Consider the following 24861-nt stretch of genomic DNA (forward strand, 5'->3'; position numbering starts at 1 on the left):
TTGCTTAGCCCTAAAGGGCTCCTTTTATTTGCTTGTTTTTACCGGCTCACCCGTAAACGGGTCTATATACTCTTTCAGTGTCATTTGATCATATTCTAAATCATCTTTTAATTGATTTTGAATATACTCTTGTATCTTCTTTGCATTTTTTCCTACTGTGTCCACATAATATCCTCTACACCAGAAATGTCGATTTCCATATTTATATTTCAAATTTGCATGCCTTTCAAATATCATTAATGTGCTTTTTCCTTTTAAATATCCCATAAAGCTCGATACACTTATATTCGGCGGCAATTCAACCAACATATGCACATGGTCTGGGCATATTTCAGCCTCAACAATTTTTACATTCTTTCTTTTACACAGCATACTTAATATATTTGCTATATCTTGTTTCAACTTTCCATATGCAATCTTTCTTCTGTATTTTGGTGCAAATACAATATGATACTTACAATTCCACTTTGTATGTGCTAAACTATTAACATCCATTTAGGATACCTCCTTTGTCTTAAGTACGGTTGGCGAACCTGTACTTAGTATAACATTGGGGGTTTTTTACTGTAAGCTAAAGCATCTGTGGACACACCTGCATAGCAGGTGGTTTATTTGTATAAGATACAAAGAAACGGCGGCTCTGAAAATCAAAGCCGCCGCTTCATGGGCGCGTGAAAATGTGTCTGCTGTACGACGGCTTTTTTTCTTTTGCCGTCGTGCGGCAGCGTCTAAATCAACTTTTGTACGCTGTTAATCGGCAGTAGTGCTAACCCAATTAGGACTGAAAGTTGTCATGCACTCAGTATCTCCATCCACGGATTTAGATACGAGAAGTCCGTTTTTGATGTCATTTAAGGTTTGCTCATATTCAGCAATACACTGATCTGTCATTTCCTGTGTCCACTCGAAACGACCTTCGCTGGTTTCAACCATTGTGTGCTCATCCGCCATTTCTTGAAGATTTTTCTTTTCCAGTTCCAGCCATTCTTTGTACTCATCATAGGTCCACCAGTCGTAGTTAATTGTGGGATGGCTGCTTTCATAATCTTCTTCAGACACCCAGGTTGCGCCGTTGTCCTCACTGACAAAGTTTTTGCCACTCGCTTTATCCTTATAACTCATAACGCCATCCGAATTATCCGTCATGGATGCAACCGTTTCTTGCGGTGTAGATTTGGTCGCTGGTGCATTTAGTGCACGAGCTTCTGCAAACGCATTCACGGGACCTATTGCGCCCAATCCCATCAGTGCTGTTAGGGCCAATGCCCCCATCATCTTTACTCTTACCATTTTGTTTTACCTCACTTTCAAAAATTATAGCTGCCCTTTTAAGGACAGCTATAATATAACAAAATGATTTGGATATAGTTTGCAAGGAATGTGGAGTTTAGATGGAGCTGATAACATTTGTTTTTTGCGGAATTTCAAACCAAAACTTCACGCCGCTACTTGAATTTTTGATACCATATTTTGCATGGTGCAATTCCATGATTTTGCGAACGATATAAAGACCTAATCCAGTTTCTCCTGTATTACGATTGCGAGAGGTATCTGCCCTATAAAACGCTTCGAACAAGTGAGAAACCATATCCTCTGGAATATGAACACCTGTATTTTCAATTTCACAGTAAACGGTATTTTTCTCGTTTGACAAGGATATACAAATCGTTTCACCATTTGGCGAATAGCGAATTGCATTTACTAAAACATTTTGAATGGCTCGTTCCATCTGTGCTGGATCTACTTCACACAAAAGTTTGTCAGGAATATCCACATCAAGAGATATTCCTTTTTCAGATAGTAAATCTGATACATCGGCTATTTGTATCCGAAGAAGTTCTGCAAAGTCAATCGTCCTATATTCAGATTTTTGCTTTCCGCCTGTTTTAGATACATATAGCAATTCTTTTACTAATGTTTCCATCTTCTCAACAACAGCCAGAGACCGCTCCATATACAACTCATGGTTTTCATATCCCTTAACCTTGTTGAGCATACCCAGCAAATGACCTTTCAATATTGTCAAAGGAGTTTTTAGTTCATGTGACGCCGCCGAGAAGAATTCCTGCTGCTTTTGTTCAAGTTCTCGCTCTTTCAATATTTCCACTTCCAACTCTGAGTTGCTTTTTTTTAGTTCTGTCAATGTAAGTTGCAAGTTATCCGACAGAACATTCAAGCTGTCTGATAGTATTCCTATCTCATCCAAACGATTAGAATTTCCGTGCGGTTCAAAATCAAGGCGAGCCAATTTTTTAGATGTACTGCTTAATTCGATAATTGGTTTGGTTATGTAGCGTGAATAAATTACAGAAAACAATATAGACATCAAAAAAATTCCCAATATCACAAGTGGGATGGTTTGCCAAATTGCTTCCGTTGCTTGATTGATGGACACCAAATCACTCTGGACATAAAGGGTATATTCACTACCTAATAAGGTAAACACATAGCCTGCTTCTGATAGTAAATTGTCATCTGTAACTATTCCACTATCAGAGTGTTCTTGAATTGTAGCAACCGAATCCTGGTCTGTTGTTATTGTCAGTTCATCACTTGAATATAAAATATTTCCATTCTCATCTTCAATGTAAGCAGTTGCATTGGTCTGTATTACAAATTGTCTAACAAGCGAGTAGCATTCATCTAAGGAATTCGCATTTTCCAATGCTGGCACTAAATCATTTGCTTGCTTTTGCAAATCTGCACTAAGACGATTGCTATAAGTTTGAGGAATATATCTCGCCATGCTAAAAACAGAGATCAAGCACACTGCAATCAAAAGAATAGTTGTAGATAAAAAGAGCTTAGCAGTTAGGCTCGTTCTAATTTTCCTTATCAATTCTATATCCCACCCCTCTGATAGTTTCTATATAATCGGCATCCAACTTTTTTCGTATATTTTTTATGTGGCTATCTACAATACGATCTTCCACAAACGCGTCATCGTCCCAAAGCCGGTCAAGCAACATTTGTCTGGTAAAAACTTTCCCTTGATTTTCCAACATAAGTCTGAGCAGTGCAAACTCTTTGCTGGTTAAAATGACTTCACTGCCGCTGTGATATAAATGGAATCCTTCAATATCCATACTCAGCTCTTTATAGGTAAGCAGGGATTGCTTTTTGTTTTCAGCGGTTCCACGACGAAGAATCGCTGCAATCTTGCACAGCAGAATTTTGGGAGAAAAAGGTTTGGGAATGTAATCATCAATCTGCTGTTTGAACCCCTTTAGTTGGTTTTCTTCGTCCGAGAGCGCAGTAAGCATAATAATCGGAACTTGCGACTTTTGGCGAATGACCTCACATACACCATAGCCATCAATCTTGGGTAGCATGATGTCCAGCAGGACAAGACTAATGGTATCATCAAACTTTGCAATTCCGTCTACACCATCGTCAGCAATCACAACCTCATATCCTGCATCGGTCAAATGGTTTTTTAATATATCTTGAATGTCAATATCATCTTCAACAACTAAAATTTTCTGCATAAGTCTACCTCCTAACATTCAATTATAGCAAAGAAATATGTATCTATTATGGAGAACTCAAGATTTAGAAAGATTATTGTAATTATAAGTTACCTCTGTGTTGCAAAGCAAGCGCGAATATGAATTATAAACTTCAACTAACCTGCATATAGCAACATTTCACGGGCGAAGTATGAATTATACAATGTAACCGGGTGATGTTATATGGCGAAAGTTGAAGATTGTCCCGGTTTTGAAACCTTCGGCGCAGATGTCAAAGCCGCACGAGAGGCAAAGCATCTGGCACGAAAAACATTGGCAGAAATGGTTGGGATTGAATGGCGGTATCTTGCCAACATTGAGAATCAAGGTGCGATTCCGAGCCTGCCTGTGATGATCCAGTTGATTAAGGTCTGCGGACTTCCCGTGGAACGGTATTTTAATCCGGAGATCATGCGAGAAGAAAGCGAACAGCGGCAACGGGTCAGCCACAAGCTGAAGCTTTGCCCTGAAGAATACCTGCCGATTATCGAAGGTGCCATAGACGGGGCGCTCAAAATGGAACAGACTGCGAAGCAGAAGGAGGACGCATAATCGCGGCCTCCTTCTGGCGTTTCTATATCAAGTTTCCCGGCACTTTTCCCAAAGTTCCCGGCACCTCTGCTGGATTTCTGCGGTTTCTGTCGCAGTCAGGTCACGGTCATTTCCGGTAATCTTATCTTCCAGAAAGTTAGCGTATGTACCCAACAAAGCGTTCCGTAAATCCTCCGGGGTTTTCTGTATTTCAGCGCTGTACCAGTCATTCCGGTGGGGTTCCCATGCCATCAATGTATAACCGTGGCTGGTCTGAACCACCTCATACAGTGGATCATCATCCAGATATGCCTGAAACACTTTCAAAATCTTTTCAAAGGTCAGCATTTCCCGCACCTCCCATTCATCTGCAAATCAGTTCCCTGATTAAAATTTCCTCAATCTGTGCCGTTAATGTGTTCATCAGCCCCACCCAGCGCATAGGGTCACAGGCTTTCAGTTCCTCCGTGACACCCGCAACTTCCATCATGTGAGGCAACATGGTGTCCACGCGCTCCTGCGCTGTCCGGTCAATCTCTAACAGGTGTGGATACAGCTTCTCGCTCATCAGCAGTTGGTTGTAGAGAATGGGGCGATGTTTCTTTAGGTAGGATTTTCTCATCCTGCCGTACTTGCCGATAGAAGTTTCCGGCTGTTCAGAAAGTTTTAGGTTGGGTATATCATAATCTCCACAACGAATGTAAGTCAACTTACTCATTTTCATTCTCCTTTGCTTCGTGATGATTAGACTGCTGCGCTGGCTGCTATGCTGCCTTTGCGCGGTTCTTCTTTCGGCAGCTAACCGATAGTAGAAAAAACACCTTTTTTCATATCCTCAGCCCGGATCAGGGCTTTCTTAGCGTCCATTTCCGCTTTTTTCTGCGCCTTGATTTTGTCCTCATACCGTTTCTGTGCGCCGCTGGCTTTTCGTTTCAAATAGTTCTGATGGAGCCTGTCCTTGCGTTCTTCTTTTTTTCGCAATTCTTCCTGTTCCTCCGGGGTTAAAGGAACCGGCTGTAAGGATGGTGGGATATAGCGTCCTAAAAAATTGAAGTAGATTTCAATTTCCTGCGTGGTGTCCTGACTGCCTTTTCGTGCGCGTTCGTGGACAAGGATTTTCTCTACAAACTCGTTGAGCATGGTGTTTGTCAGCGTGTCAAAATTCTCGTATTTATCAATCAGGGCTATAAATTTCTCCGCTGATTTCTGGCTTTGCTCGTAGCCGGTAACAGCCTTTTCCAGCTCTGCAATTTCAATCTCAAGTGCATCCTGCTCTTTGGCATACTGTGTATCAAGCGCCTTATATCGTGCATCCGGCAGCTTGCCGAGGGCGTTGTCCTCATAGATTTTGCAAATCAGTTTTTCCAGTTCTCCGGCTCTCTTTTGAGCAGCAGCCAGACGCCTGCGCTTTTTCGATATATCGGCACTCTGTTGAGCAACCTGCATTTCCTGAACGGTGTGGATAAATTCCGTCCGGTCATTTCTGGAATATTCAGCGATAGCCCGGAGCGTGTCAGAAACCAATGTCAGGACAGCACTCTCATTGATACGGTGTTGTGTAGGGCATAGTGTCCCACACGGAACTTTGGTATAATTGGAACAGGTATATTGAGAAATCCGCCTGCCATTGTTGGTGCGGTGGACATACATCTTGCCGCCGCAATCGGCACAATAGAGCAAACCTGTGAGGGGAGCCGCTTCGCCCCAGCCGTTTGGATAACGCCGTACATTGCTGCGGATTTTTTGCACCAGATCAAAGGTCTGCTGGTCGATAATGGCTTCATGGGTATTCTCAAAGATCGTCCATTCGTCCTCAGAAACATAGTGGCTTTTCTTGTCCTTAAAGTGCTTGCGGGTCTTGAAATTGATGGTATGCCCCAAATACTCTCGTTTTTTCAAAATGTTCACGATGGTAGATGATCCCCATCCATAGGGGTCTTTGACCGGCTTTGAACGGTTCACACCCTCGTTGAAGCGGGCAAGCTGTACGACAGGAATTTCAATCCGGTCTGTGGATAATTTGCAGGCGATCTGGTAAGGCCCATATCCCTCCAGCGTGAGGGAGAATATACGGCGTACCACTTCGGCAGCTTCCTCATCTACCAGCCAATGCTCCCGTTTTTCGTCCCATAAGTAGCCGTAAATCACAGTGCCGGTCAGGTGCTTGCCACTCATGCCTTTTGACTTAAACATAGAGCGGATTTTCCGGCTGGTATCACGGGCGTAAAATTCATTCATAATGTTGCGGAACGGGGTAAAATCGTCATCGCCTTTCAGACTGTCCACACCGTCATTGATCGCAATCAGCCGAACTCCGCGCTGCCGCAAAACCTCCATGACCTGACCGACCTTTAGATAGTCGCGCCCCAACCGGCTCATGTCCTTGATGACGATTGCCTCTACACGCCCTGCCTCCACTTCCTCCATCATCGCCAAAAATCCGGGGCGGTCAAAACGGGTGCCTGAGATACCATCATCGGTAAAGTGCGTAGGGTTGGGCAGCCCGTTCCGGCGGGCAAAATCCTCTAACATCTGCTTTTGGTTGGATATGGAATTGCTCTCGCCCTGTAACTCATCGTCGCGGCTCAAACGCTCGTACAGTGGGGTGATTTTTTCGTTTCTCATGGCTGTACCTCCTGAAATGAAAATGCTCTAAGTGACTGCTTCACTAACCATGACAAAATCATGATTAAGAAGTCACTTAGAGCATATATCACCAGACCTCTTCTGCGATTTCCTTAACAAGCTTCAGTTTCGCCCACTGTTCTTCCTCCGTAAGCTTGTTACCGATTTCGCAGGAGGCAAATCCACACTGTGGACTTAAATAGAGATTTTCCAACGGAACATATTTGGACGCTTCTTTTATTCTTACAATGACTGACTGCTTGTCTTCAAGCTTCGGTGTCTTGGTGGTAACAAGTCCTAATACCACCTTCTTATTGCCGGTTATTTTTGCCAGCGGTGCGAAACCACCGGAACGCTCATCATCATATTCCAGATAATAAGCATTGACATTCTCCTCTCTGAATAACAAATCTGCTACTCCGTCATATGCGCCGGAGCTGAAGAAAGTAGAATGATAATTTCCACGGCATACATGGGTGTTGATGGTCAGGTCAGCCGGTGCCTCTTCTACTACCTTATTATTTAATGCAAGGATAACCTTCTTATATTCTTCCAATGCTTCGCCTCTTCTTCCGGTCAGTGCAACGGCAAGCTTCGGATTTACCAGTCCACCCCATACACAGTCATCGAACTGAAGATTTCTGCAGCCTGCTGCATAGATTTCCTCGATAAATTCTCCATATGCCCTGATGACATCCTCTGCAAAAGCTTCTTCTGTTCCATAAATTTCAAGGGTTGTATCTAAAAGCTCTGCGCCGGTGAAATAGGCATAGAACTGGGCTGGAGATGGAACGGTCTGCTTTGCTATGGTATTCTCATCTTCCAGTGCCTTTACAAATTTGAAATGATCAACGAATGGATGATTCTTTACGGAAATCTTTCCCACCATGAAAGTGTCATCTATCATAGCTGCTTCGCCGTCAAAGGTTGTATTTCCATCTACGGTCTTCTTATGCTCGATTCCATCGAATCCCCACATAAAGTCCAGATGCCAGGTAGCTCTGCGGAACTCTCCATCGGTAATCACATGATATCCAAGCTCCTTTATCTTTGCGACCAGTTCTAAAATACAGGCATCCTCTACCTCTTTTAACTGCTCTCTGGTAATTTTCCCTGCTTCAAAGTCCGCACGGGCTTTCTTTAATTTTTCCGGACGTAAAAAACTTCCTACATAATCGTATCGGAACGGTGTTGTTAAATTCTTCATTCTGATTTTCTCCATTTCCTGTGAATTGATTTCCCTCATTATAATTGGAGTTCCTCATTCTGAAAAATATATAAAAATAAATGTTGTCCATAGTTTCAAACTATGGTAAGCCCTTATTTTTGATTGGAAAATTACTTTCTTTGGCTCATATTCTTTGTTCTCCTGTAATATATTTCTTTAATGCCTCAAGGTATGTTTCCCCCAGCCGGCTTATCATTCCCTTCCGGTGGGTCACATATCCGATTCTCATATCACCTTCATCTGCCAGCGGCACTGCGATAATATCTTCGCCATTTAATTTCTGGTCAATGATTCCGCTGCACACCGTATAACCATTTAAACCAATCAGAAGATTAAATAAGGTTGCCCGGTCACTGACGCGGATATTTTTCTTCCGCTCAAAAGAGGAGAAAATTTCTTCCGAGAAATAAAAGGAATTGTGTTCCCCCTGCTCATAGGAAAGATACGGATACTCTGCCAGTTCTTCATTGGTTATGATTTTCTTCTTTGCCAGCGGATGATGCCTGCTGATGAAAACATGGGGTTCTGCCACAAATAACAGATGAAATTCCAAATCGGAGGATTTCAATATTTTCATAATCACTTTTTCATTGAAATCATTTAAGAAAAGGATTCCGATTTCACTTCTCATTTGCGCTACATCTTCGATTAACTTATAGGTCTGGGTCTCCCGCAGGCTGAAATCATATTCCTCCTGCCCGTATTTTTTTACCAGCTCCACAAAGGCATTTACCGCAAAAGAGTAATGCTGGGTTGATACGCAAAACTGCTTTTTTCCGCCACCGTTTTTCTTATATTTATCCTCTAAGATGGTGGTCTGCTCCAATACCTGCCTTGCATATCCTAAGAATTCTTCCCCTTCCCTGGAAATAAAGATTCCCTTATTCGTCCGATTAAAAATGGTAATGCCCATCTCCTTTTCCAGCTCATGGATGGCGTTGGTAAGGCTGGGCTGGGAAATGTATAATTTCTTCGCCGCCTCCGTGATGGTTCCGGTATCTGCCACGGTTGTAATATAGCGTAACTGCTGAAGTGTCATATGCTCACCTGCTTTCTAAAATGACTTTTCTTAACTGACGCGCCGCCTCATTTAAAGGATGCTGACTGTCGTATACCATACAGATATTTCTTTTTGGAATCGTCTCCGAAAGAGAAATCTGTACGATTTCATGTTTTTCAATGGCCTCTCTTGCCATCGGTTCCGGGATGAAAGCCAGACCAAGCTCACTCTTTACCAGTGGCAGTATCTGATCTGTGGTTGCTGTCTCTGTATCAGGCTCCAGTGCCAGCCCATAAGACAAAAACAGCTTATTATAAAACTGAAATGTCATGGTTTCTTTTCCCAGACAGATTAACGGATAATCCTTTAAATCCTTTAGGGAAAGCTCCTGACTGCCCAGTGCGGTAAATGTTGTTCCACCCACCAGTACCTCCCGGAATGTCCGCAGATTAACTTTTTTTAGTGGCTGCTCTACTTCTGCCGGTGCAGACACTACTGCAAAATCTATCTGTCCGCTCTTTACTGCCTCAATTGCCTGAGGTGTTGAATGATTATAAATTTTCAACCGGATTCCCGGATATTTCATATGGAAATCTTTCAGCTTATCCAAAAGAAATATGTTAATGGCAGTCTCGCTGGCTCCAATAGAAATGCTTCCATGGGCAAGTCCACTGCTGTCTGCCAGTTCCTCTTCTGCCGCCCAAAGATGCGACATGGCTGCCGACACATGGGTATACAGCTTCTCCCCTTCCGGTGTCAGCTGTACCCCACGGTTCGTCCTGACAAAAAGCGTACAGTGAAGCTGCTGCTCCAGTCCGTTCATTGCCCTTGTGATATTAGGCTGACTGTTGCCAAGGGCATTGGCAGCCCTGGTAAAATTACTGTATTTTGCCACATAATAAAAAATCTTATAATATTCAAAATTTATATCCATACATTTTCACCATATCAATTTATTATTTCTGCTATATCAATTATAGCTTTTACTTATTCCCAATGCAATAGTATAATCAAGCCGAAATTAAGGGAAACAACCCCTTTACATTTCTCCACCCAAACCCTACAAGGAGCTGCCACCGGCAGCTCTTTACGAATGCTATAAAGCAGAAAGGAAGCGCATATTTTCTATGAAAAATTCAACATTTTTCCCTCGTGAAGAAAGAGCAGACGTTTTATTTGAAAAGATTTTGCATGACCCATGGGCCTGCGAAAAGCTTCAGGAAACTTTTTGCAATTATTTATTCTGTAATGATGAATTTGATTCTTCTCTTTCTTCACAGGATTTTTCAGAAGCTCTTTTTGATGCTTATCAAAATAAAGATTTATCGGCATTTCTTATGGCTATCTGCCAGAATACCCTATTCGATTTACTGAGGAATTCCTATCTGATTCCCTACCGTTTCAACGCAGATGGAAAAGAAAATCCGATAATTATGACCGATGATACCGGCAGACTTCTGCCAAAGTATTGTGGCGATATTCACAATAAGGATTATCAGCATTTTCTTGAGAGCTACCGCGATTTAGGGGAACCAAAGAATATGTATTTTTCCCAGGCATACCGGTACAGCCACGCTTATACCGGTGAAGATACCATTGGACAGCTTGTCTTAGAACGCAGCCATGGGGTGCTTCTCATCCGGGAGCTTCCGGATACCATAAAGCAGAAGGAGACTGAAGCGGAAGCCTACTCTGCAATCTTCGACCTTGTACTGAAATTAGAGAAAGAGCTTCCAATGGCATTTGTCTTCTACGGACAGGATTCTCTTATGGAACATGATGAAAAATATGATGAAATCGGCATTTTCCTTCCAAATTCCATTTTTTTAAAGAATCTGGAACGGCATATTGCCAAAGCTGAGGCGATTATTTATGAATAAGAGTGCATCTTCCACTACTTCATATATTGATATTATGGAAAAAAATCATATGGAAATACCCTGGCATGATTATGCCAGTGATGACAGCAACGTACTGATTGCCCAGGCGGGACTGATTGAAAAAGCCTCGGTCATCGGACGTGTGGGATTAATCATGTTATCCTGTGGAACCGGAGCCTGGCGTGTCCGTACTTCCATGAATAAGCTGTCAAAGGAACTGGGAGTTACCTGTACAGTAGATGTAGGTCTTATGTCCATCGAATTTAACTGCTTTGATGGAAAGGACTGTGTCTCCCAGTCCTTAAGCATCGCCAATACCGGCGTCAACACCTCCAAACTTTACCGCATGGAAAAATTCGTAGAAAGCTTTCCAAAGGAAGAAGCCCATTTAACCGGCGAGGAAATCCATAAGCGGCTGGATGAAATCGAAAAAATCCACGCCCTTTATTCTCCCACCAAACTGGGACTTGCGGCAGCCTTAGCCTGCTGCGCATTTACTTTTCTTCTGGGTGGAGGCCCTGTGGAAATGATTCTGGCATTTATTGCAGCCGGTATCGGAAATGTCATCCGAACCAAATTAATCAAACATCATTTTACGCTGTTTTTAAATATTGCGGTCTCTATTTCCGCCGCCTGCCTTATGTATGCCATCTGCTTAAAGGCTGCCGAAATTTTTTTCCATGTTCCGGCAGTCCATGAAGCCGGATACATCTGCTCCATGTTGTTTATTATCCCAGGCTTTCCATTTATCACAAGCGGCATTGACCTTGCGAAACTGGATCTTCGTTCCGGACTGGAGCGGCTGACCTATTCCATCATCATTGTTCTTGTGGCTACCATGTTTGCCTGGATTATGGCAATGCTGCTTAGACTTCAGCCTCAGGACTTTACCTCTGTAAATCTCAGTGATGTTTCACGGCTGGTTCTGCGGTTAATTGCAAGCTTCTGCGGCGTATTTGGATTCTCTATTATGTTTAACAGTTCCATTCCCATGGCAGCTACTGCTGCACTGATTGGCTCCGTTGCCAATACCTTACGTCTGGAACTGGTTGACTTTACCGGAATTCCAGCCGTTGCTGCTGCCTTTATCGGTTCACTGACCGCCGGTCTGCTGGCATCCTTTATTAAGAAAAACAATGGATATCCGCGAATCTCTTTAACCGTACCTTCCATTGTAATTATGGTTCCGGGACTATATCTTTACCGCTCCTTCTATAACTTTGGCATTATGTCCTTAACGGAAGCGGTTTCCTGGTTCTCCATTGCCATAATGATTATTATCGCCCTGCCGCTGGGACTTATTTTTGCAAGAATACTTACCGACCGGACTTTCCGGTACTGCACCTGATAAATTTTATACGCTTAAAATTATTTATTTTATACATGATTACAGAAAGGAAGAATCGATATGCTTACAGCCGTAACAGGAATTAACTGGGGAGACGAAGGAAAAGGACGTGTCATTGATCTGCTTGCAGAACATGCAGATGTCGTTGTCCGTTATCAGGGTGGCAACAATGCCGGTCATACCGTTGTAACCAAACAGGAAAAATTTGTCTTAAATCTTCTGCCGTCCGGCATTCTGCATCCCAATGTGGTATGCGTACTAGGGGATGGAATGGTCATTGATTTAGAGCACCTCACCCATGAAATTGAAGATATCGAAAGCCGCGGTATTTCTATTACCCCAGAACATTTAAAACTTTCCAAACGTGCCACCATCTCCATGCCATGGCACAGGATTCAGGATGAACTGGAAGAAACACGTCTTGAGAAATCCGGTGCTGCCTTCGGCTCCACCCGCCGCGGCATTGCTTACGCATACAGCGATAAATACCGGAAGAAAACACTGCGTCTTGGTGATTTGCTTCATTTAAAAGAAGAAAATGTCCAGGTTCGGATAAAAACCATGTTGGAATCCAAAAATCTGGAACTGGCAGGCAGTTATCATCAGGAGCCGATGTCTTATCCGGCATTGCTGTCCTGGTGTGAAAAACAGGCTTCCCTTTTTGCACCTTATATCTGCGATACCGGAAGCTTCTTGGAAAATGCTCTTGCCAGCCATAAAAAGGTGGTTTTGGAAGCCCAGCTTGGAGCCATGCGTGATATCGATTATGGTATTTTCCCTTACACTTCAAGTTCCTCCACCATTTCCGCCTATGGTCCGATTGGAGCCGGTATCCCGGGTGAATCCCTAGACCATGTTGTGGGTGTCCTAAAAGCATATTCCACCTGTGTGGGAGCCGGACCTTTCGTAGCAGAAAGAGCCATGTCCGAAAACTGGTGCAACATCCTTCGTAAATTTGGAAATGAATACGGTGCTGCCACCGGCCGTCCACGTAGAGTCGGACCTTTTGATGCCGTTGCCAGCCGCTATGGATTGAAATGCCAGCATGCAGATAAAATTGCCTTAACGAAGCTTGATGTTTTAAGCTCTCTGACAGAAATCCCTGTCATTACTGCTTATGAAAGAAATCATAAGACCACAACCGTCTTCGACCCTACCGAAAATATCGATAGCTTCTCTCCGGTTGTAACAATGCTTCCGGGCTGGAAACAGGATATTTCTGCCTGCCGCAAATATGAAGATTTACCGGAAAATGCCAGATTATACATTGAAACATTAGAACGCCTTTTAGACTGCGATATCCAGTTTATTTCCACTGGTGCAGAACGAAATGAATACATGATAAAGGGGGAATGGCTTTGAGACACCTAATCAGTCCACTGGACCTTACGGAAGAAGAAACAACCCGTATTCTGGATCTTGCAGACCGGATTGGTACCCACAAAGAGGCTTATGCCCACCTTGCAGAAGGGAAACAGCTTGCTACACTCTTTTATGAGCCAAGCACCAGAACCCGACTGTCCTTTGAATCCGCCATGCTAAGTCTTGGTGGTCAGACACTGGGATTTGCCGGTGCGGAACAGTCCAGTGCTACCAAAGGAGAAACCGTTGCCGATACCGTCCGGGTAGTAAGCTGCTACGCAGATATTATTGCCATGCGTCATCCAAAAGAAGGAGCACCGCTCTGCGCCTCTATGTATGCAACCATTCCGGTCATTAATGCCGGTGACGGCGGACACTATCACCCAACCCAGACCCTGATTGACTTATTAACCATACGCCAGCGCAAGGGACGGCTTGACCACCTGACGGTAGGCTTCTGTGGTGATTTAAAATTCGGAAGAACCGTTCATTCCCTGGTAAACAGTCTGGTACGCTATCCGGGTAACGAATTCTATTTCATTTCTCCGGAAGAACTCCGCATTCCGGACTATATGATTGAAAGAACCTTAAAGCCTTCCCACAGCACCTATCGGGAAGTCTCTGACTTAGAGGAAACACTTCCAAAGCTGGATATTCTCTATATGACCCGTGTCCAAAAAGAGCGTTTCTTCAACGAGGAAGACTATATCCGGTTAAAAGATACCTACATTTTAAATAAAGAAAAATTAGAACTGGCTCCTTCTGATATGCCGGTTTTACATCCGCTTCCACGAGTCGATGAAATCTCTGTTGATGTGGATTCCGACCCGCGCGCCGCTTATTTCCAACAGGTACAGAACGGAAAATATGTCCGTATGGCACTGATTTTAGCCCTGTTAGAAATCACGGACCCGCTAACCGGAGAAAAAGTTCTCTAATGTTCCAGTAATTTAATCCGTTTTCTCTATTTTCATTCCGAAACGTTTTAAATCTACTTTTCCGTCCACTACTTCTATACCGTCTGCCATCAGGCGGCGTGCCTGTTCATTCTCGCCGCCAAAGGCAAAGGCTCCGGAAAGCCCGCCTTTTGCATTTACCACCCGGTAACATGGTATGTTTTCCGGGTCTTTATTCTTATGCAGTGCATTTCCTACAGCTCTTGACATCCGCTTGTTTCCGGCAAGCTCCGCTACCTGCCCATAGGTTGCCACCTGCCCTTTTGGAATTTTCTTTACTGCTTCATAAATCCGCCTGGTCGGGCTGTCCGTTACCAGTTCATAACTTTCTGCTATCATGCGGCAGATATCTTTATCCGGGATTGTGCCATCCACGATTATGGTATTCCAGTGCTCCTTATTCTGATGATACCCCGGAATGACTGTAGGATAGGCACTCCGCCAGAAGTCTCTCCACTGTGGGTCTGCTTTTACATTCAGATTGAGGAATCCATCCCGCATATAAGTCCAGAGAAATGCCTTTTTGCTTTCCCTTACGCGCACCAGCTGCCAGTTCTGGTCATGGAACGGTGCCTCCTGATAAGTGTCCGGGAAAGACAGTCCGTATGCTAATATTTCTTCTCTTGTTTTCATGCTCCACTCTATGCTTTTGTCCATATGCAATCCCTTGTAATCTCTGCCAGGCTGTGTACGCCACACATTTTCATGGTATCTTCTAATTCGGTTCCTATCCTGGCAACATAAGACGCTACGCCTTCCCTGCCGCCACCGTAAACCGCTGTCACAAACGGTCTTGCGATAATTACCGCATCTGCACCTAAGGCAATTGCCTTAAATACATCCGTTCCACAGCGGATTCCGCCGTCTACGAGAATTTTCATGGAGCCTTTCACTGCATCCGCAATCCCGCCTAAGACTTCTGCTGTTGCCGGGCACTGGTCTAATACCCTGCCACCGTGGTTCGATACCACAATTCCGGCAGCCCCGGCTTCTTTTGCTTTTAAAGCTCCTTTTACCGTCATAATTCCTTTTACAATAAACGGAACTCCAGCAAGCTCTGCCACTTCCCGCAGTTCTTCCACGGTCTTACTGCCTGCCGGCGGCTCTAAATTCTTAAGAAACGGCAAGCCTGCTGCATCTACATCCATGGCTACTGCAAAGGCTTTCGCTTCGTGCACCAGTGCCATTTTTTCTTTGATGATTTCAAGGTTCCACGGCTTTACCGTTGGGATTCCAAGTCCCTGTTCTTTGGCAATTGCCTTTGTAGCTGCCACCATGACATTACTGTCTGTACCATCCCCGGTAAAGGCTGCAATGCCGCATTCCACACAGGACGATACCAGAATATCATTATAGGAAATGTCATTGAGACAGTCTCCGTAATGCAGATTCACCGCTCCTACCGGGCCTGCAAAGAACGGATATTTAAACTCTTTTCCAAATAATTTCAGCGAAGTATCCACTGGAGCATTTTCCACAATGGTATCCATCTGCACACGAATCTCTTTCCATTTATCATAATTACGCATGGCAGTATCGCCAATTCCCTTTGCACCGGGTCCCGGCATCTGATTCCGGCAGGCGCGTCCGTTGCATTCTACACATGCCTTACAATAATTTCCAATCCTCCCTCTTGCCTGTTCGATACATTCTGCATAATTCATTTTTCTTTCCTTCTTTCCACTCTTTTTCTTCTCTGACGTTTCCTTATCCACATATCTATCTGCTGCCAAGCACAATCTGTATCAGATTCTTATCCAGCATTATGGTACGGTTCCACGGATTTAAAATGACCCCTTCGATTCCCTCTGCCTGCAATGTTCCTTGAAAAAGCTTTTCTATATCCGCTAAAAATGTGGATTTCACACTTCCGCCGCCTTTTAATTCTTCTTCAAAGCTGCTGAAGGCTGCCCACCAGGTCTTACCATCTGTCTCAATCGCCTGTAGCAGCATCTGGCTTCCACCCTTCGGTGGTTCCACTGCCACAATCACCTGACCGCCTTCCTGCATTCGCCGGCGGATTACCGTCAGTGTATGGGCTAACTGCTCCGGTGTTGCCTCCTGCTGCAAGCCGGCAATCGCCTGTTCGATTTTTTCATTTCCTATCAGTCCCTCATCTATCTTTTCCTTTGCCATATGTGTATTCCTTTCTGCCGGGGCTATTTTTTACTGCTTAGCACATTTCCAGCAGTGCCCTCTCGAAAATCAAAGATTTTCCCTGACTGGCACTGCTCATTATAACACACTTTTGCTGGAAATAGTGGCATCTTAAAGCTATCTGTATTATAATGGCATGGTATTTCATTTTAGGATTAGGAGATTAGACAACATGACACCAGCTAAAACCAGAAGTTCCAACATTGAATTATTGCGTATTCTGGCTATGTTTATGATTATTATTTTTCATATTTCTGACCACTGCGTGAAGGTACAGTTAACAGACACTGCTTCCATGCTGCGTATGAATAACGGACTGTTCTGTGAACCTGTTTTTTATAAGAAGCTCCTGCTTCTTTCCACCTTTGCTCCAATGGGAAAAATCGGAAATGTTATTTTCATTACGATTTCCGGATACTTTATGGTTTCAAAGGGAAATGGAATTAATCTTGCCAAAATTTCCAAGAAATTGCTGTTACAGCTTGGTTTTGCCGCAGTTTCCCTGACACTGGTATCTTCCTTCTGGTACCGTATGACTGACGGTGTCTTTTTAAAACTGGTCAACATCAATAAATTTAACAGTATGTCCTGGTTTGTGGGCTACTATTTCTTCATTATGGTAATCGCTTACCTCTTTTTAAACAAGTTTCTGGCAAAACTGGACAAGCAGAAATATTTTACCTTTCTGATTGTCTTATTTGCATTTATCCAGTTCCGCTGGACCGGAAGTATGGCAAATTCCCTGGCTAACGGACTCCGGACACTGCTGACCGGTATTTTCTTATATGCCTTGGGCGGTTTTATCCACCTTTACAATCCATTTGGAAAAATCAGAACTTATTGCCTCTATCTGATTATTGCAGTTTCCTTCCTGTTTATTTACATTTCTGCTTATAATGTAACACAGACCAATATTCAGACTTACTTTTTAAATGAAAGCAAAGACATTTTTATCCAGAAGATTCCTTCCTTTTCAGACTATAGCATTATTCCGATTCTTGTGGGACTTTCTCTGTTTGAAATCTTCCGGCGCATCCATATTCCATGCAGCCGCATGATTAATTTTGTGGGAGCTTCCACTTTTATGGTTTATCTTTTACATGATAATGCTTTTGCTTACAGTCTCTGGAATACACAGGACTGGATTACCCTGCTCTATGAGCATCCATATATTTACCTGTTTAAGCATCTGCGCTGGGCAGCTGCCACTTTCCTCATCGGCATCCTTTTCTATATTATTTACCTGTGTCTCGGAAAAGCCCTCAGTAAATGCAGATGGTTAGTGATGAAAGAATAATCTTCCTTATATCTGTTGCACAATTCTTCCTCTTATGTCATGATAGAATTGGTTTAAAAAAATACACGGGAGAAAAAAGAAAATGGAAGAATTTAAAAAGGATTTATTGAAAGTCTGTGGGAAAAACATCGCTGCACTGATTATTTTCTTTGTATTAGGTGGCGTTTTCCTTGCCTTCGGTCTTCTGATGTGGATTACTGCTTATGATCCGTTTGACGCACAGACCGATGGTTACGCAACAATGGAAGTTACTTATGTAATGGGGCCATTTGCGGAGCTTACTTCTGATGGAAAAGATCACACAGAATTCTATATTGCAGAGGATTCTGAAGGTTACTGGAGTATCATTGCTACCAAGGGAGAAACTTCCCTTCCGGTCTATGGTGTAGACGTAGATGACACTGTTCTCGACAGCTTACCTGCTCACACGATCCGGGGAAAAAGCACCAGCATGCCTCCTCAGGCAGCTCATTATCTGGTGGATTATCTTTCTGATACCGGACTGGACATTACTACTTACAACTATGACGAGTACTTTGGTGACCATTATCTGGATACCACACACACAGCCGTTGAAAACAGCATTGTACTCTATGTGATTGCTGCCGTATTTACAGTTCTTGGTATTATTATTTTTTCAGCAGGCGGCAACAAGAAAAAGGCCGTTAAGAAAAAGATTGCTCTCTTGGAACAGAATGGCGGTCTGCAGCGGATTTACTCTGATTTTGCCAACAGCCCACGCATTTTTTCACCAAAGCTTGGCGTTGCTGTTTCCAATCATTTCATATTGGATTACAACAATACAAAGGAAGGCTTCTATGTCACTCCTTTAGACGATATTACGAACGTTTTCAAATGTAACATGTTAAATGGTGACCCGACAACAACCAGCTATATTGCACTGGAAACTGCAGATGGTAAACGTACTCTGGTTGCCGCTCACAGTGGAAAAAGCAAAGATTTTGATCAGGTTCTTAATCAGTTAAAAGCAAATATTCATCAGGGAGGTGTTATGACATGGTAATTATCTACGGTACAAGAACAGTTTTTAAACGGGAAGGCCCGGTTGGCACTTCTGTCTGCCCAAACTGCCGGCATAATGTCATGCATACCCTTTGCAGACAGTTAAATCAGGCAACCCTTTTCTATATTCCGATTTTCAGCCACCAGAAACAGCGTGGCATTATGTGCGAAAGCTGCGGTATGATTACACCGGTCAGTGCACAGGAATACCGGGAACGGAAACAGGCTGCAAAGATGTATTATTAAACAATGTCTTATCGATATAACGTCAGCTCTTGCGGATATCTGGCAACACAAAACCGCCACATACACAGGCAATACGCACATCTGATGATGGCTTTGTCTTATGTATGTGGCGGTATTTTAATACTTAGTTCTTCTTAGAATACTACGACTAAAAGCATTTTAAACTGCTCTTTTCCATATACGGCATGTGGATGTCCTGCCGGCATTACGATGGACTGTCCTTCCGTCAGTTGGAATTTCTCACCATCAATGGTTACTTCTCCAACTCCATCCAGACAGGTTACAAAGGCATCTCCGCCGGAAGCGTGTGTGCTGATTTCCTCGCCCTTTGCAAAGGAAAATAAGGTTATGCTTACTGCATCATTCTGTGCCAGTGTCTTACTTACAATCTGTCCATCCTGATATGCTACTTCTTCTTTTAAATTTAAAACTTCTTTCTTGGAAATATTTTTTAATAAATCTGCCATTTTGTGCTCCTTATCTTTTCTTTATCTGATTTGTATAAACCTTTTCGGTGGGTTTATCCATATTGTAGCAGATAACGGAGTGACTGACTGTTGGATTTCCAACATTTATGCAAAGAATTTATTTCAATAGGAAATCTCTTATTTTTTATAGTACATTCTTGCTTCATACGGACGAAGCACGGAAGAATCCTCTGTCTCTTTATAGTTGGAAATAAGAAGCTCCATATCCTCTGTCTCTTCCGTCAAAGGCATTTTAACGGTATTGCCGTAGAAATTGCAGACAACAAGCAGTGTCTCATCCGCATTTTTACGCTCATATGCAAAGATATTTTCATCCTCGGCTAACAGTAATTTGAAGCTGCCGTCCACCAAAACAGGATACTCTTTTCTAAAGCTTACCAGCTTCCGGTAGCAGTTGAAAATGGAATCCGGGTCATCTATCTGGCTCTTGGCATTGATGGTTTTATAGTTATCATTTACTTTTATCCAAGGTGTGCCTGTTGTAAATCCGGCATTTTCCGTATCATCCCACTGCATTGGCGTTCTGGCATTATCGCGTCCCTTGGCATAAATGGAATTCATAACATCTTCCTTATCATAGCCTGCTGCGATACGCTCCTTGTATACATTCTGGATTTCAACATCCCGGTAATCCTCGATATTGTAGCGGACATTTGTCATACCCAGCTCTTCGCCCTCGAAAATGTATGGAGTTCCCTGCATTCCATGTAATAAAATTGCAAGCATTTTTGCAGATTCTACCCGGTACTCCTTATCATTCCCCCAGCGGGAAACGATACGCGGCAAATCGTGATTATCCCAGAAAAGGCTGTTCCAGCCGCAGTTATAAAGCTCTGTCTGCCAGCGGTTCATAATCTGTTTCAACTTTAAGAATGGCAGCGGTGCCAAATCCCATTTATCCTTGCCTTCCTGCTGATCCAGTCCGATGTGCTCAAACTGGAATACCATGGAAAATTCACTTCCATCCGGATTGCTGTAAAGCTTTGCCCGCTCCGGGTCTGCACCCCAGGCTTCTCCTACGGTAATTAAATCTCCCTTCTGGAAAGTTTCTTTGCTCATTTCACGGAAATACTCATGAAGTCTCGGGCCGTTTATGGTAATTTTCTTATCCGGCTCTTTTGCAATCTGGTCGATTACATCCAGACGGAAGCCGCCAACACCTTTTTCCATCCACCATAAAATCATGTCATATATTTCTTTTCGCACCTGCGGATTTTCCCAGTTCAAATCCGGCTGTTCCGGCAAAAACTGATGGAAATAATACTGCTTTATTTCCGGTACCCATTCCCATGCACTTCCACCGAAAACGGCTTTCATATCGTTTGGCTCTACGCCTTCTTCCCCATCTCTCCACACATAGTAATCATGATATGGGTTGTCCTTACTCTTCTTTGCTTCCTCAAACCATCTGTGTTTATTGGAGGTATGATTTAAAACCAGATCCATAATGATGCGGATGTTGTATTTCTTTGCTTCTTTAATTAAAGCTTCCATATCTTCCACACTGCCGAACATCGGGTCAATATCCTGATAATCAGAAATGTCATAGCCATTGTCCGCCTGCGGGGATTTGCAGACCGGTGATAACCAGATTGCATCAATACCAAGCTTTCCAAGGTACTCCAGCCGCTCCATAATTCCTCTTAAATCACCGACTCCATCTCCATTACTGTCCTGAAAACTTTTTGGGTAAATCTGATATACTACTGCACTTTGCCACCATTTCTTTTCTGTTACGTTATTACTCATTTTGTCCTCCTAAACTTTCTTTACTTATTTTATCTGCTTGCTGCTTCCCTAATGCGGGCAACTAAAAACACCAAGGAGAAAACAACCCTGTGCGATTGCATTTCAGCCATTGTTTATGCATTATAAATACTCTTCTAAAATTTCCGTATTCATTACTTCAAATTTATTTTCTTTCCATTGCATTTTTATCTTAACTGCTGCAGTCTGTCTGTCTAAAAACGCTTCATATAAAAATATATCATCTCCATCCACTGCTATTTTCCATGCTTTTGAAGAACTCAATATCCTTTCTCCAACTTTTAAGTCTTTATAACAACTATCAAATTCTTCTCTTTGATTTTCAGGCAGAACATATTCCTCTTCCAAGCCCAATTCAGGACAGGTAACTAAAATTATATCTTCCTGTTCTGTCTTTTCAATATAAATATCATATCCTGCAGAATATTGTATTCCGGTTTGTTTTCCCGGCAGATTCATTCTTGTGTACTCACTGCCATCTTTTCTCCAGATTGCAATTTCACTTCCACTCTGTATCCATGTATTTCCTGTATGCTCTCCACAAAAGACGATCTCATTTTTCCCGTCTCCGGTAATATCCGCTCCCCATACTTCAAGACCGAGAAATGTATCATCAAATACTCCCAATTCAAGGTGGTCACCATTTCCAAAGCAAATCGTATATACTTTCTTATTATCATTTCTGAAATACTGGAAAATACGATCTGTTTTTCCATCTCCATCGTAATCCTGATTTTTATAGCCTTCCTCAAATAATTTTACATTATCAAGATACCCTTCATACTCAGAAAGTGCTTCATCATAGCCGATATTTATTTTTTCATCTTTTGTATTGGCAATTTTTCTGTCAATTAACGAGTCATACTCTGTACTTATTTCATTCTTTTCCGAATCATCCAGTTCATCATCATAAGGAAACTTATCATTTTTACATGCAGTCAACATGATACACATCACTAAAAATATACCAATATTTTTCTTCATAGCAGCCCCAATTTTTCAAATGCATCATACAATCCATTCTGATCCACATCCCCGGTGACATAATCTGCCATAGCCTTTATCTCGTCTCCACCGCTTCCCATGGCAACACCATAGCCACAGTATTCTAACATAGGAATATCCACTTTGGCATCCCCAAAAGCTATGGTATCTGCCACATCTGCATGAAGATATTCTAACAGATGCGCAATGGCATTGCCCTTGGTGATATTTTTTACACCCAAATCTCCAAATAATGCAATTTCGCCGGCTCCGCCCCAGGTTCCAGCCTGCAAATCCGAAAATTCGGTCACGGCATCTTTATAATCCTGATACTGATTTAAGATAAAGCTTACTTTATTTACATCATCCCGGTACAGCTCTCCATCAAAAATCATTTCCGGAAATGCATCCCGTACCTTTATTTTATCTGCGCCCTCTTTGCCTTTCCGCCTGGAATATTCCTGAATCACAGGTTCTACAGCCTCTTCAAATCCGGCACTTGCAAACAGTCCTGCATTACTTTCCAGATAAAATTCCAGTCCGCGCTCCTTTAACCAGTCCACAATATGGCGGCACTGCTCCGGCGTAATCATCTGGTGCATAACCACATGTCCATGATCTTCCACATAACTTCCGTTTCCGCCTATCATTCCATCCAGTCCGATTTTCCAGATATTCTCATAGACTTCTGCTTTACTTCTTCCTGTGCAGATATACACTCTGTGTCCGTTTTCTCTTGCCTTCCGCACCGCAAGAACTGCTGATTCCGGCAAATGATTTTCATAATCCACCAAGGTTCCGTCAACATCCAGAAAAATGATTTTTCCCATACTGCCCGTCCTCCTACTCCTTTTCTTCTATCCTACCTGTATTTTTTGAAGAAATCAACATTTTCTTCTAATGTATTTAAATCAATTGGTCGATAAAGTTATTACATGGATGGCATTTTATTTCAAGGGATTGATTGAGATAAAGTGTCTTTATTTTTTTCTGATGATTGCAAAAATGTATGGATTGTAAATTTATCAGGATTTCGAAGTGCATATTACTTTATCTGATGTAAAATGCCAGCAGTTCTTAGATGCATGTTTTTCTTGCTGTCAGACTGTCTTTCCGTTGCTTTGACACAATCGCAGGACTGTTCGTCGGGTACGGATGCGGATAAAGCCTGCAAGGGGCACTAAGAATTTCGGCAGGATAATCTTTCATCTGGCAACCGGCGCAAATTCACATCCGTGTTCATATGCGCCTCGCCGGCACGTCCCTGTGCCGGCGTTGCCTGTTGTCAGACGAAATTCCAAGTGCCCCTAACAGTCCTTAAGATGCATCCGCACTTCGACGAACAGTCCTGTGATTTGTCAAACATTGGAAAGACCGGCTTAATAAACAAAAGAAAAACATGCATCTTAGAACTACGGTATTTTATAGCGAAAGCAATATGCACTTCGAATATCCTGATTATTTTTACAAATATGCTTTTGCAATCACCAGACAACAACTTCTGAAAGGAGCTCTTATGGCAATTAACTCAATATGGAACAACAACTCCCCAATGGACTACCTCGGTTTTCTGTCCACTGACCCGGATAACAATACTGAGGATAACGAATGGCTGACTCATTTTCAACAGCTTGTGCAGGAAAAGCTTTCTGAAATGAATGAAGATGAGGATTCTGCAGCTACGGTAAATCCGGCTGAAGAAATTGCAAAATGGAAAGAAAATATTTATAACAAAATGAAAAATGGTGAAACCGAAGAGAGCTTTCAAATCGGTGGTCAGTCTTTCAGCATGAAGGAATGGGACAAGCTGTTAGACTCCTTTGATAAAGCGGAAGAAGCTTTACAGGAAGCTATTGAAGAGGAAGAAGAAGTTAAGGATAAGGAAATGGCAGAGACAGCAAAGAAAAGCATTGTAAATGATACACCAGCCCAGCCTCTTATCGATATGCTTTTATCCGATACCCTTAAGGTTACGTTTCCGACAGATGCCACAAATGAATCTGATGAAGATGCGGAAGATGTATTTTATATGGTTGCCATGGATGAAAAAGGTATCCGCTGCATCAAAAATGGGTCTGATACTTACGAATGGAAAATTGAATTTGAAGACGATTCCCAGTATGAGGCTGCCTGTGATTTCTTAGGCTGGGCTTCTCCACGAATGGACAAGCTTTTATTTGCAGCCCATGACAATTTCTGGATGGATTATCTGAACGGTGACCTTGATGTAGATACTTTTAAAGACTTCTTAGAGGGCACTAATAACGGCATTCCAAACTATGGCATTGGTGATGAGGAAAATATGTACATTGACGAGACGAAACTTCAGTGGACAAAATATATGAACCCTCTGGGTGCCCACTTTGGTACCCCGGAAGAATTATTTCCGATTCCGGAATTATAGATTAAATACAATAAAACAGGCACTTTTTTCTGTCAAAACGGGCATGTCCAAAGAAA

At 42.8% G+C, this 24861-nt stretch carries 26 protein-coding genes; 9 read left to right on the top strand and 17 right to left on the bottom strand.

Annotated elements, in window-relative coordinates; genetic code table 11:
- Nucleotides 1–24 precede the first annotated feature (24 nt).
- From tnpA to DXB39_RS12125, 4 genes are all read right to left on the bottom strand, one after another.
- Nucleotides 25–495 (bottom strand): IS200/IS605 family transposase, encoded by a 471-nt coding sequence (gene tnpA, locus DXB39_RS12110; protein WP_117842092.1) that lies wholly within the window; start codon nucleotides 493–495, stop codon nucleotides 25–27.
- 255 nt (nucleotides 496–750) lie between these two features.
- Entirely contained in the window at nucleotides 751–1290 is a 540-nt protein-coding gene (locus DXB39_RS12115) for a hypothetical protein (RefSeq protein ID WP_117842093.1), read from the bottom strand.
- 97 nt (nucleotides 1291–1387) lie between these two features.
- A complete protein-coding gene (locus tag DXB39_RS12120) occupies nucleotides 1388–2839 on the bottom strand; it encodes a sensor histidine kinase (RefSeq protein WP_117842094.1) in 1452 nt (483 codons plus the stop codon).
- Complete coding sequence (locus DXB39_RS12125; RefSeq protein ID WP_117842095.1) at nucleotides 2823–3488, bottom strand: response regulator transcription factor; 666 nt, start codon at nucleotides 3486–3488, stop codon at nucleotides 2823–2825. Before DXB39_RS12125 ends, DXB39_RS12120 begins: the two co-directional genes overlap by 17 nt.
- Nucleotides 3489–3692: 204 nt before the next feature.
- Between DXB39_RS12125 and DXB39_RS12130 the strand changes: the two genes are divergently transcribed.
- On the top strand, nucleotides 3693–4061 hold the full coding sequence (locus tag DXB39_RS12130; RefSeq protein WP_117842096.1) for a helix-turn-helix transcriptional regulator: 369 nt from the start codon (nucleotides 3693–3695) through the stop codon (nucleotides 4059–4061).
- 27 nt (nucleotides 4062–4088) lie between these two features.
- Here DXB39_RS12130 and DXB39_RS12135 read toward each other — a convergent pair whose 3' ends face one another.
- The 6 genes from DXB39_RS12135 to DXB39_RS12160 form a co-directional block, all read right to left on the bottom strand.
- Nucleotides 4089–4388, bottom strand: coding sequence for a hypothetical protein (locus DXB39_RS12135; protein WP_117842097.1), 300 nt, complete (start codon nucleotides 4386–4388; stop codon nucleotides 4089–4091).
- A gap of 16 nt (nucleotides 4389–4404) precedes the next feature.
- Nucleotides 4405–4758, bottom strand: a complete 354-nt coding sequence (locus DXB39_RS12140) for a TnpV protein (RefSeq protein ID WP_117842098.1) — start codon at nucleotides 4756–4758, stop codon at nucleotides 4405–4407.
- Between the two features lie 80 nt (nucleotides 4759–4838).
- On the bottom strand, nucleotides 4839–6665 hold the full coding sequence (locus DXB39_RS12145; RefSeq protein WP_117842099.1) for a DUF4368 domain-containing protein: 1827 nt from the start codon (nucleotides 6663–6665) through the stop codon (nucleotides 4839–4841).
- A gap of 88 nt (nucleotides 6666–6753) precedes the next feature.
- Nucleotides 6754–7872 (bottom strand): 5-methyltetrahydropteroyltriglutamate--homocysteine S-methyltransferase, encoded by a 1119-nt coding sequence (locus DXB39_RS12150; RefSeq protein WP_117842136.1) that lies wholly within the window; start codon nucleotides 7870–7872, stop codon nucleotides 6754–6756.
- Nucleotides 7873–8017: 145 nt separating this feature from the next.
- The gene (locus tag DXB39_RS12155) at nucleotides 8018–8932 is read right to left on the bottom strand and encodes a LysR family transcriptional regulator (protein ID WP_117697876.1); all 915 of its coding nucleotides are present in this window, start codon (nucleotides 8930–8932) and stop codon (nucleotides 8018–8020) included.
- A 4-nt stretch (nucleotides 8933–8936) separates the two neighbouring features.
- Nucleotides 8937–9827 (bottom strand): LysR family transcriptional regulator, encoded by an 891-nt coding sequence (locus DXB39_RS12160; RefSeq protein ID WP_117842100.1) that lies wholly within the window; start codon nucleotides 9825–9827, stop codon nucleotides 8937–8939.
- Between the two features lie 193 nt (nucleotides 9828–10020).
- On the opposite strand from DXB39_RS12160, the gene DXB39_RS12165 reads away from it, so the two are divergent.
- The 4 genes from DXB39_RS12165 to pyrB are packed head-to-tail and all read left to right on the top strand — an operon-like array spanning nucleotide 10021 to nucleotide 14421.
- Nucleotides 10021–10773, top strand: a complete 753-nt coding sequence (locus DXB39_RS12165) for a DUF4866 domain-containing protein (protein WP_117842101.1) — start codon at nucleotides 10021–10023, stop codon at nucleotides 10771–10773.
- Nucleotides 10766–12121 carry a threonine/serine ThrE exporter family protein gene (locus DXB39_RS12170; RefSeq protein ID WP_117842102.1) on the top strand — a complete coding sequence of 452 codons (1356 nt, stop codon included), beginning with the start codon at nucleotides 10766–10768 and terminating at the stop codon, nucleotides 12119–12121. Before DXB39_RS12165 ends, DXB39_RS12170 begins: the two co-directional genes overlap by 8 nt.
- Nucleotides 12122–12181: 60 nt before the next feature.
- Entirely contained in the window at nucleotides 12182–13483 is a 1302-nt protein-coding gene (locus DXB39_RS12175) for an adenylosuccinate synthase (protein WP_117842103.1), read from the top strand.
- The gene (gene pyrB, locus DXB39_RS12180; RefSeq protein WP_330416544.1) at nucleotides 13480–14421 is read left to right on the top strand and encodes an aspartate carbamoyltransferase; all 942 of its coding nucleotides are present in this window, start codon (nucleotides 13480–13482) and stop codon (nucleotides 14419–14421) included. The genes DXB39_RS12175 and pyrB overlap by 4 nt, the downstream gene beginning before the upstream one ends.
- Nucleotides 14422–14433: 12 nt before the next feature.
- Here pyrB and DXB39_RS12185 read toward each other — a convergent pair whose 3' ends face one another.
- Genes DXB39_RS12185 through DXB39_RS12195 form a run of 3 tightly spaced genes read right to left on the bottom strand, consistent with a single transcriptional unit; the run spans nucleotide 14434 to nucleotide 16575 of the window.
- Complete coding sequence (locus DXB39_RS12185) at nucleotides 14434–15072, bottom strand: methylated-DNA--[protein]-cysteine S-methyltransferase (RefSeq protein WP_117842137.1); 639 nt, start codon at nucleotides 15070–15072, stop codon at nucleotides 14434–14436.
- Between the two features lie 8 nt (nucleotides 15073–15080).
- Nucleotides 15081–16103 (bottom strand): alpha-hydroxy-acid oxidizing protein, encoded by a 1023-nt coding sequence (locus DXB39_RS12190; protein WP_117842138.1) that lies wholly within the window; start codon nucleotides 16101–16103, stop codon nucleotides 15081–15083.
- Nucleotides 16104–16158: 55 nt separating this feature from the next.
- Nucleotides 16159–16575: an SseB family protein gene (locus DXB39_RS12195; protein ID WP_117842105.1), complete on the bottom strand. Its 417-nt coding sequence runs from the start codon at nucleotides 16573–16575 to the stop codon at nucleotides 16159–16161.
- A 193-nt stretch (nucleotides 16576–16768) separates the two neighbouring features.
- Between DXB39_RS12195 and DXB39_RS12200 the strand changes: the two genes are divergently transcribed.
- From DXB39_RS12200 to DXB39_RS12210, 3 genes are all read left to right on the top strand, one after another.
- Entirely contained in the window at nucleotides 16769–17893 is a 1125-nt protein-coding gene (locus DXB39_RS12200; RefSeq protein ID WP_158561577.1) for an acyltransferase family protein, read from the top strand.
- 82 nt (nucleotides 17894–17975) lie between these two features.
- On the top strand, nucleotides 17976–18917 hold the full coding sequence (locus DXB39_RS12205; protein WP_117842107.1) for a DUF6709 family protein: 942 nt from the start codon (nucleotides 17976–17978) through the stop codon (nucleotides 18915–18917).
- Nucleotides 18911–19162, top strand: coding sequence for a zinc-ribbon domain-containing protein (locus DXB39_RS12210; RefSeq protein ID WP_022242724.1), 252 nt, complete (start codon nucleotides 18911–18913; stop codon nucleotides 19160–19162). The genes DXB39_RS12205 and DXB39_RS12210 overlap by 7 nt, the downstream gene beginning before the upstream one ends.
- A 134-nt stretch (nucleotides 19163–19296) precedes the next feature.
- Here the strand turns inward: DXB39_RS12210 and DXB39_RS12215 are convergent, their stop codons facing one another.
- From DXB39_RS12215 to DXB39_RS12230, 4 genes are all read right to left on the bottom strand, one after another.
- Nucleotides 19297–19629 carry a cupin domain-containing protein gene (locus DXB39_RS12215; RefSeq protein ID WP_117842108.1) on the bottom strand — a complete coding sequence of 111 codons (333 nt, stop codon included), beginning with the start codon at nucleotides 19627–19629 and terminating at the stop codon, nucleotides 19297–19299.
- Between the two features lie 138 nt (nucleotides 19630–19767).
- Complete coding sequence (locus DXB39_RS12220; RefSeq protein WP_117842109.1) at nucleotides 19768–21399, bottom strand: glycoside hydrolase family 13 protein; 1632 nt, start codon at nucleotides 21397–21399, stop codon at nucleotides 19768–19770.
- 120 nt (nucleotides 21400–21519) lie between these two features.
- A complete protein-coding gene (locus DXB39_RS12225; RefSeq protein ID WP_117842110.1) occupies nucleotides 21520–22401 on the bottom strand; it encodes a hypothetical protein in 882 nt (293 codons plus the stop codon).
- Nucleotides 22398–23231 (bottom strand): HAD family hydrolase, encoded by an 834-nt coding sequence (locus tag DXB39_RS12230; RefSeq protein WP_117842111.1) that lies wholly within the window; start codon nucleotides 23229–23231, stop codon nucleotides 22398–22400. The genes DXB39_RS12225 and DXB39_RS12230 overlap by 4 nt, the downstream gene beginning before the upstream one ends.
- 686 nt (nucleotides 23232–23917) lie before the next feature.
- On the opposite strand from DXB39_RS12230, the gene DXB39_RS12235 reads away from it, so the two are divergent.
- Complete coding sequence (locus DXB39_RS12235; RefSeq protein ID WP_117842112.1) at nucleotides 23918–24805, top strand: hypothetical protein; 888 nt, start codon at nucleotides 23918–23920, stop codon at nucleotides 24803–24805.
- Nucleotides 24806–24861 lie beyond the last annotated feature (56 nt).

The sequence above is a fragment of the Roseburia sp. OM03-7AC genome, assembly GCF_003462625.1.
GTDB lineage: Bacteria > Bacillota > Clostridia > Lachnospirales > Lachnospiraceae > Roseburia_C > Roseburia_C amylophila.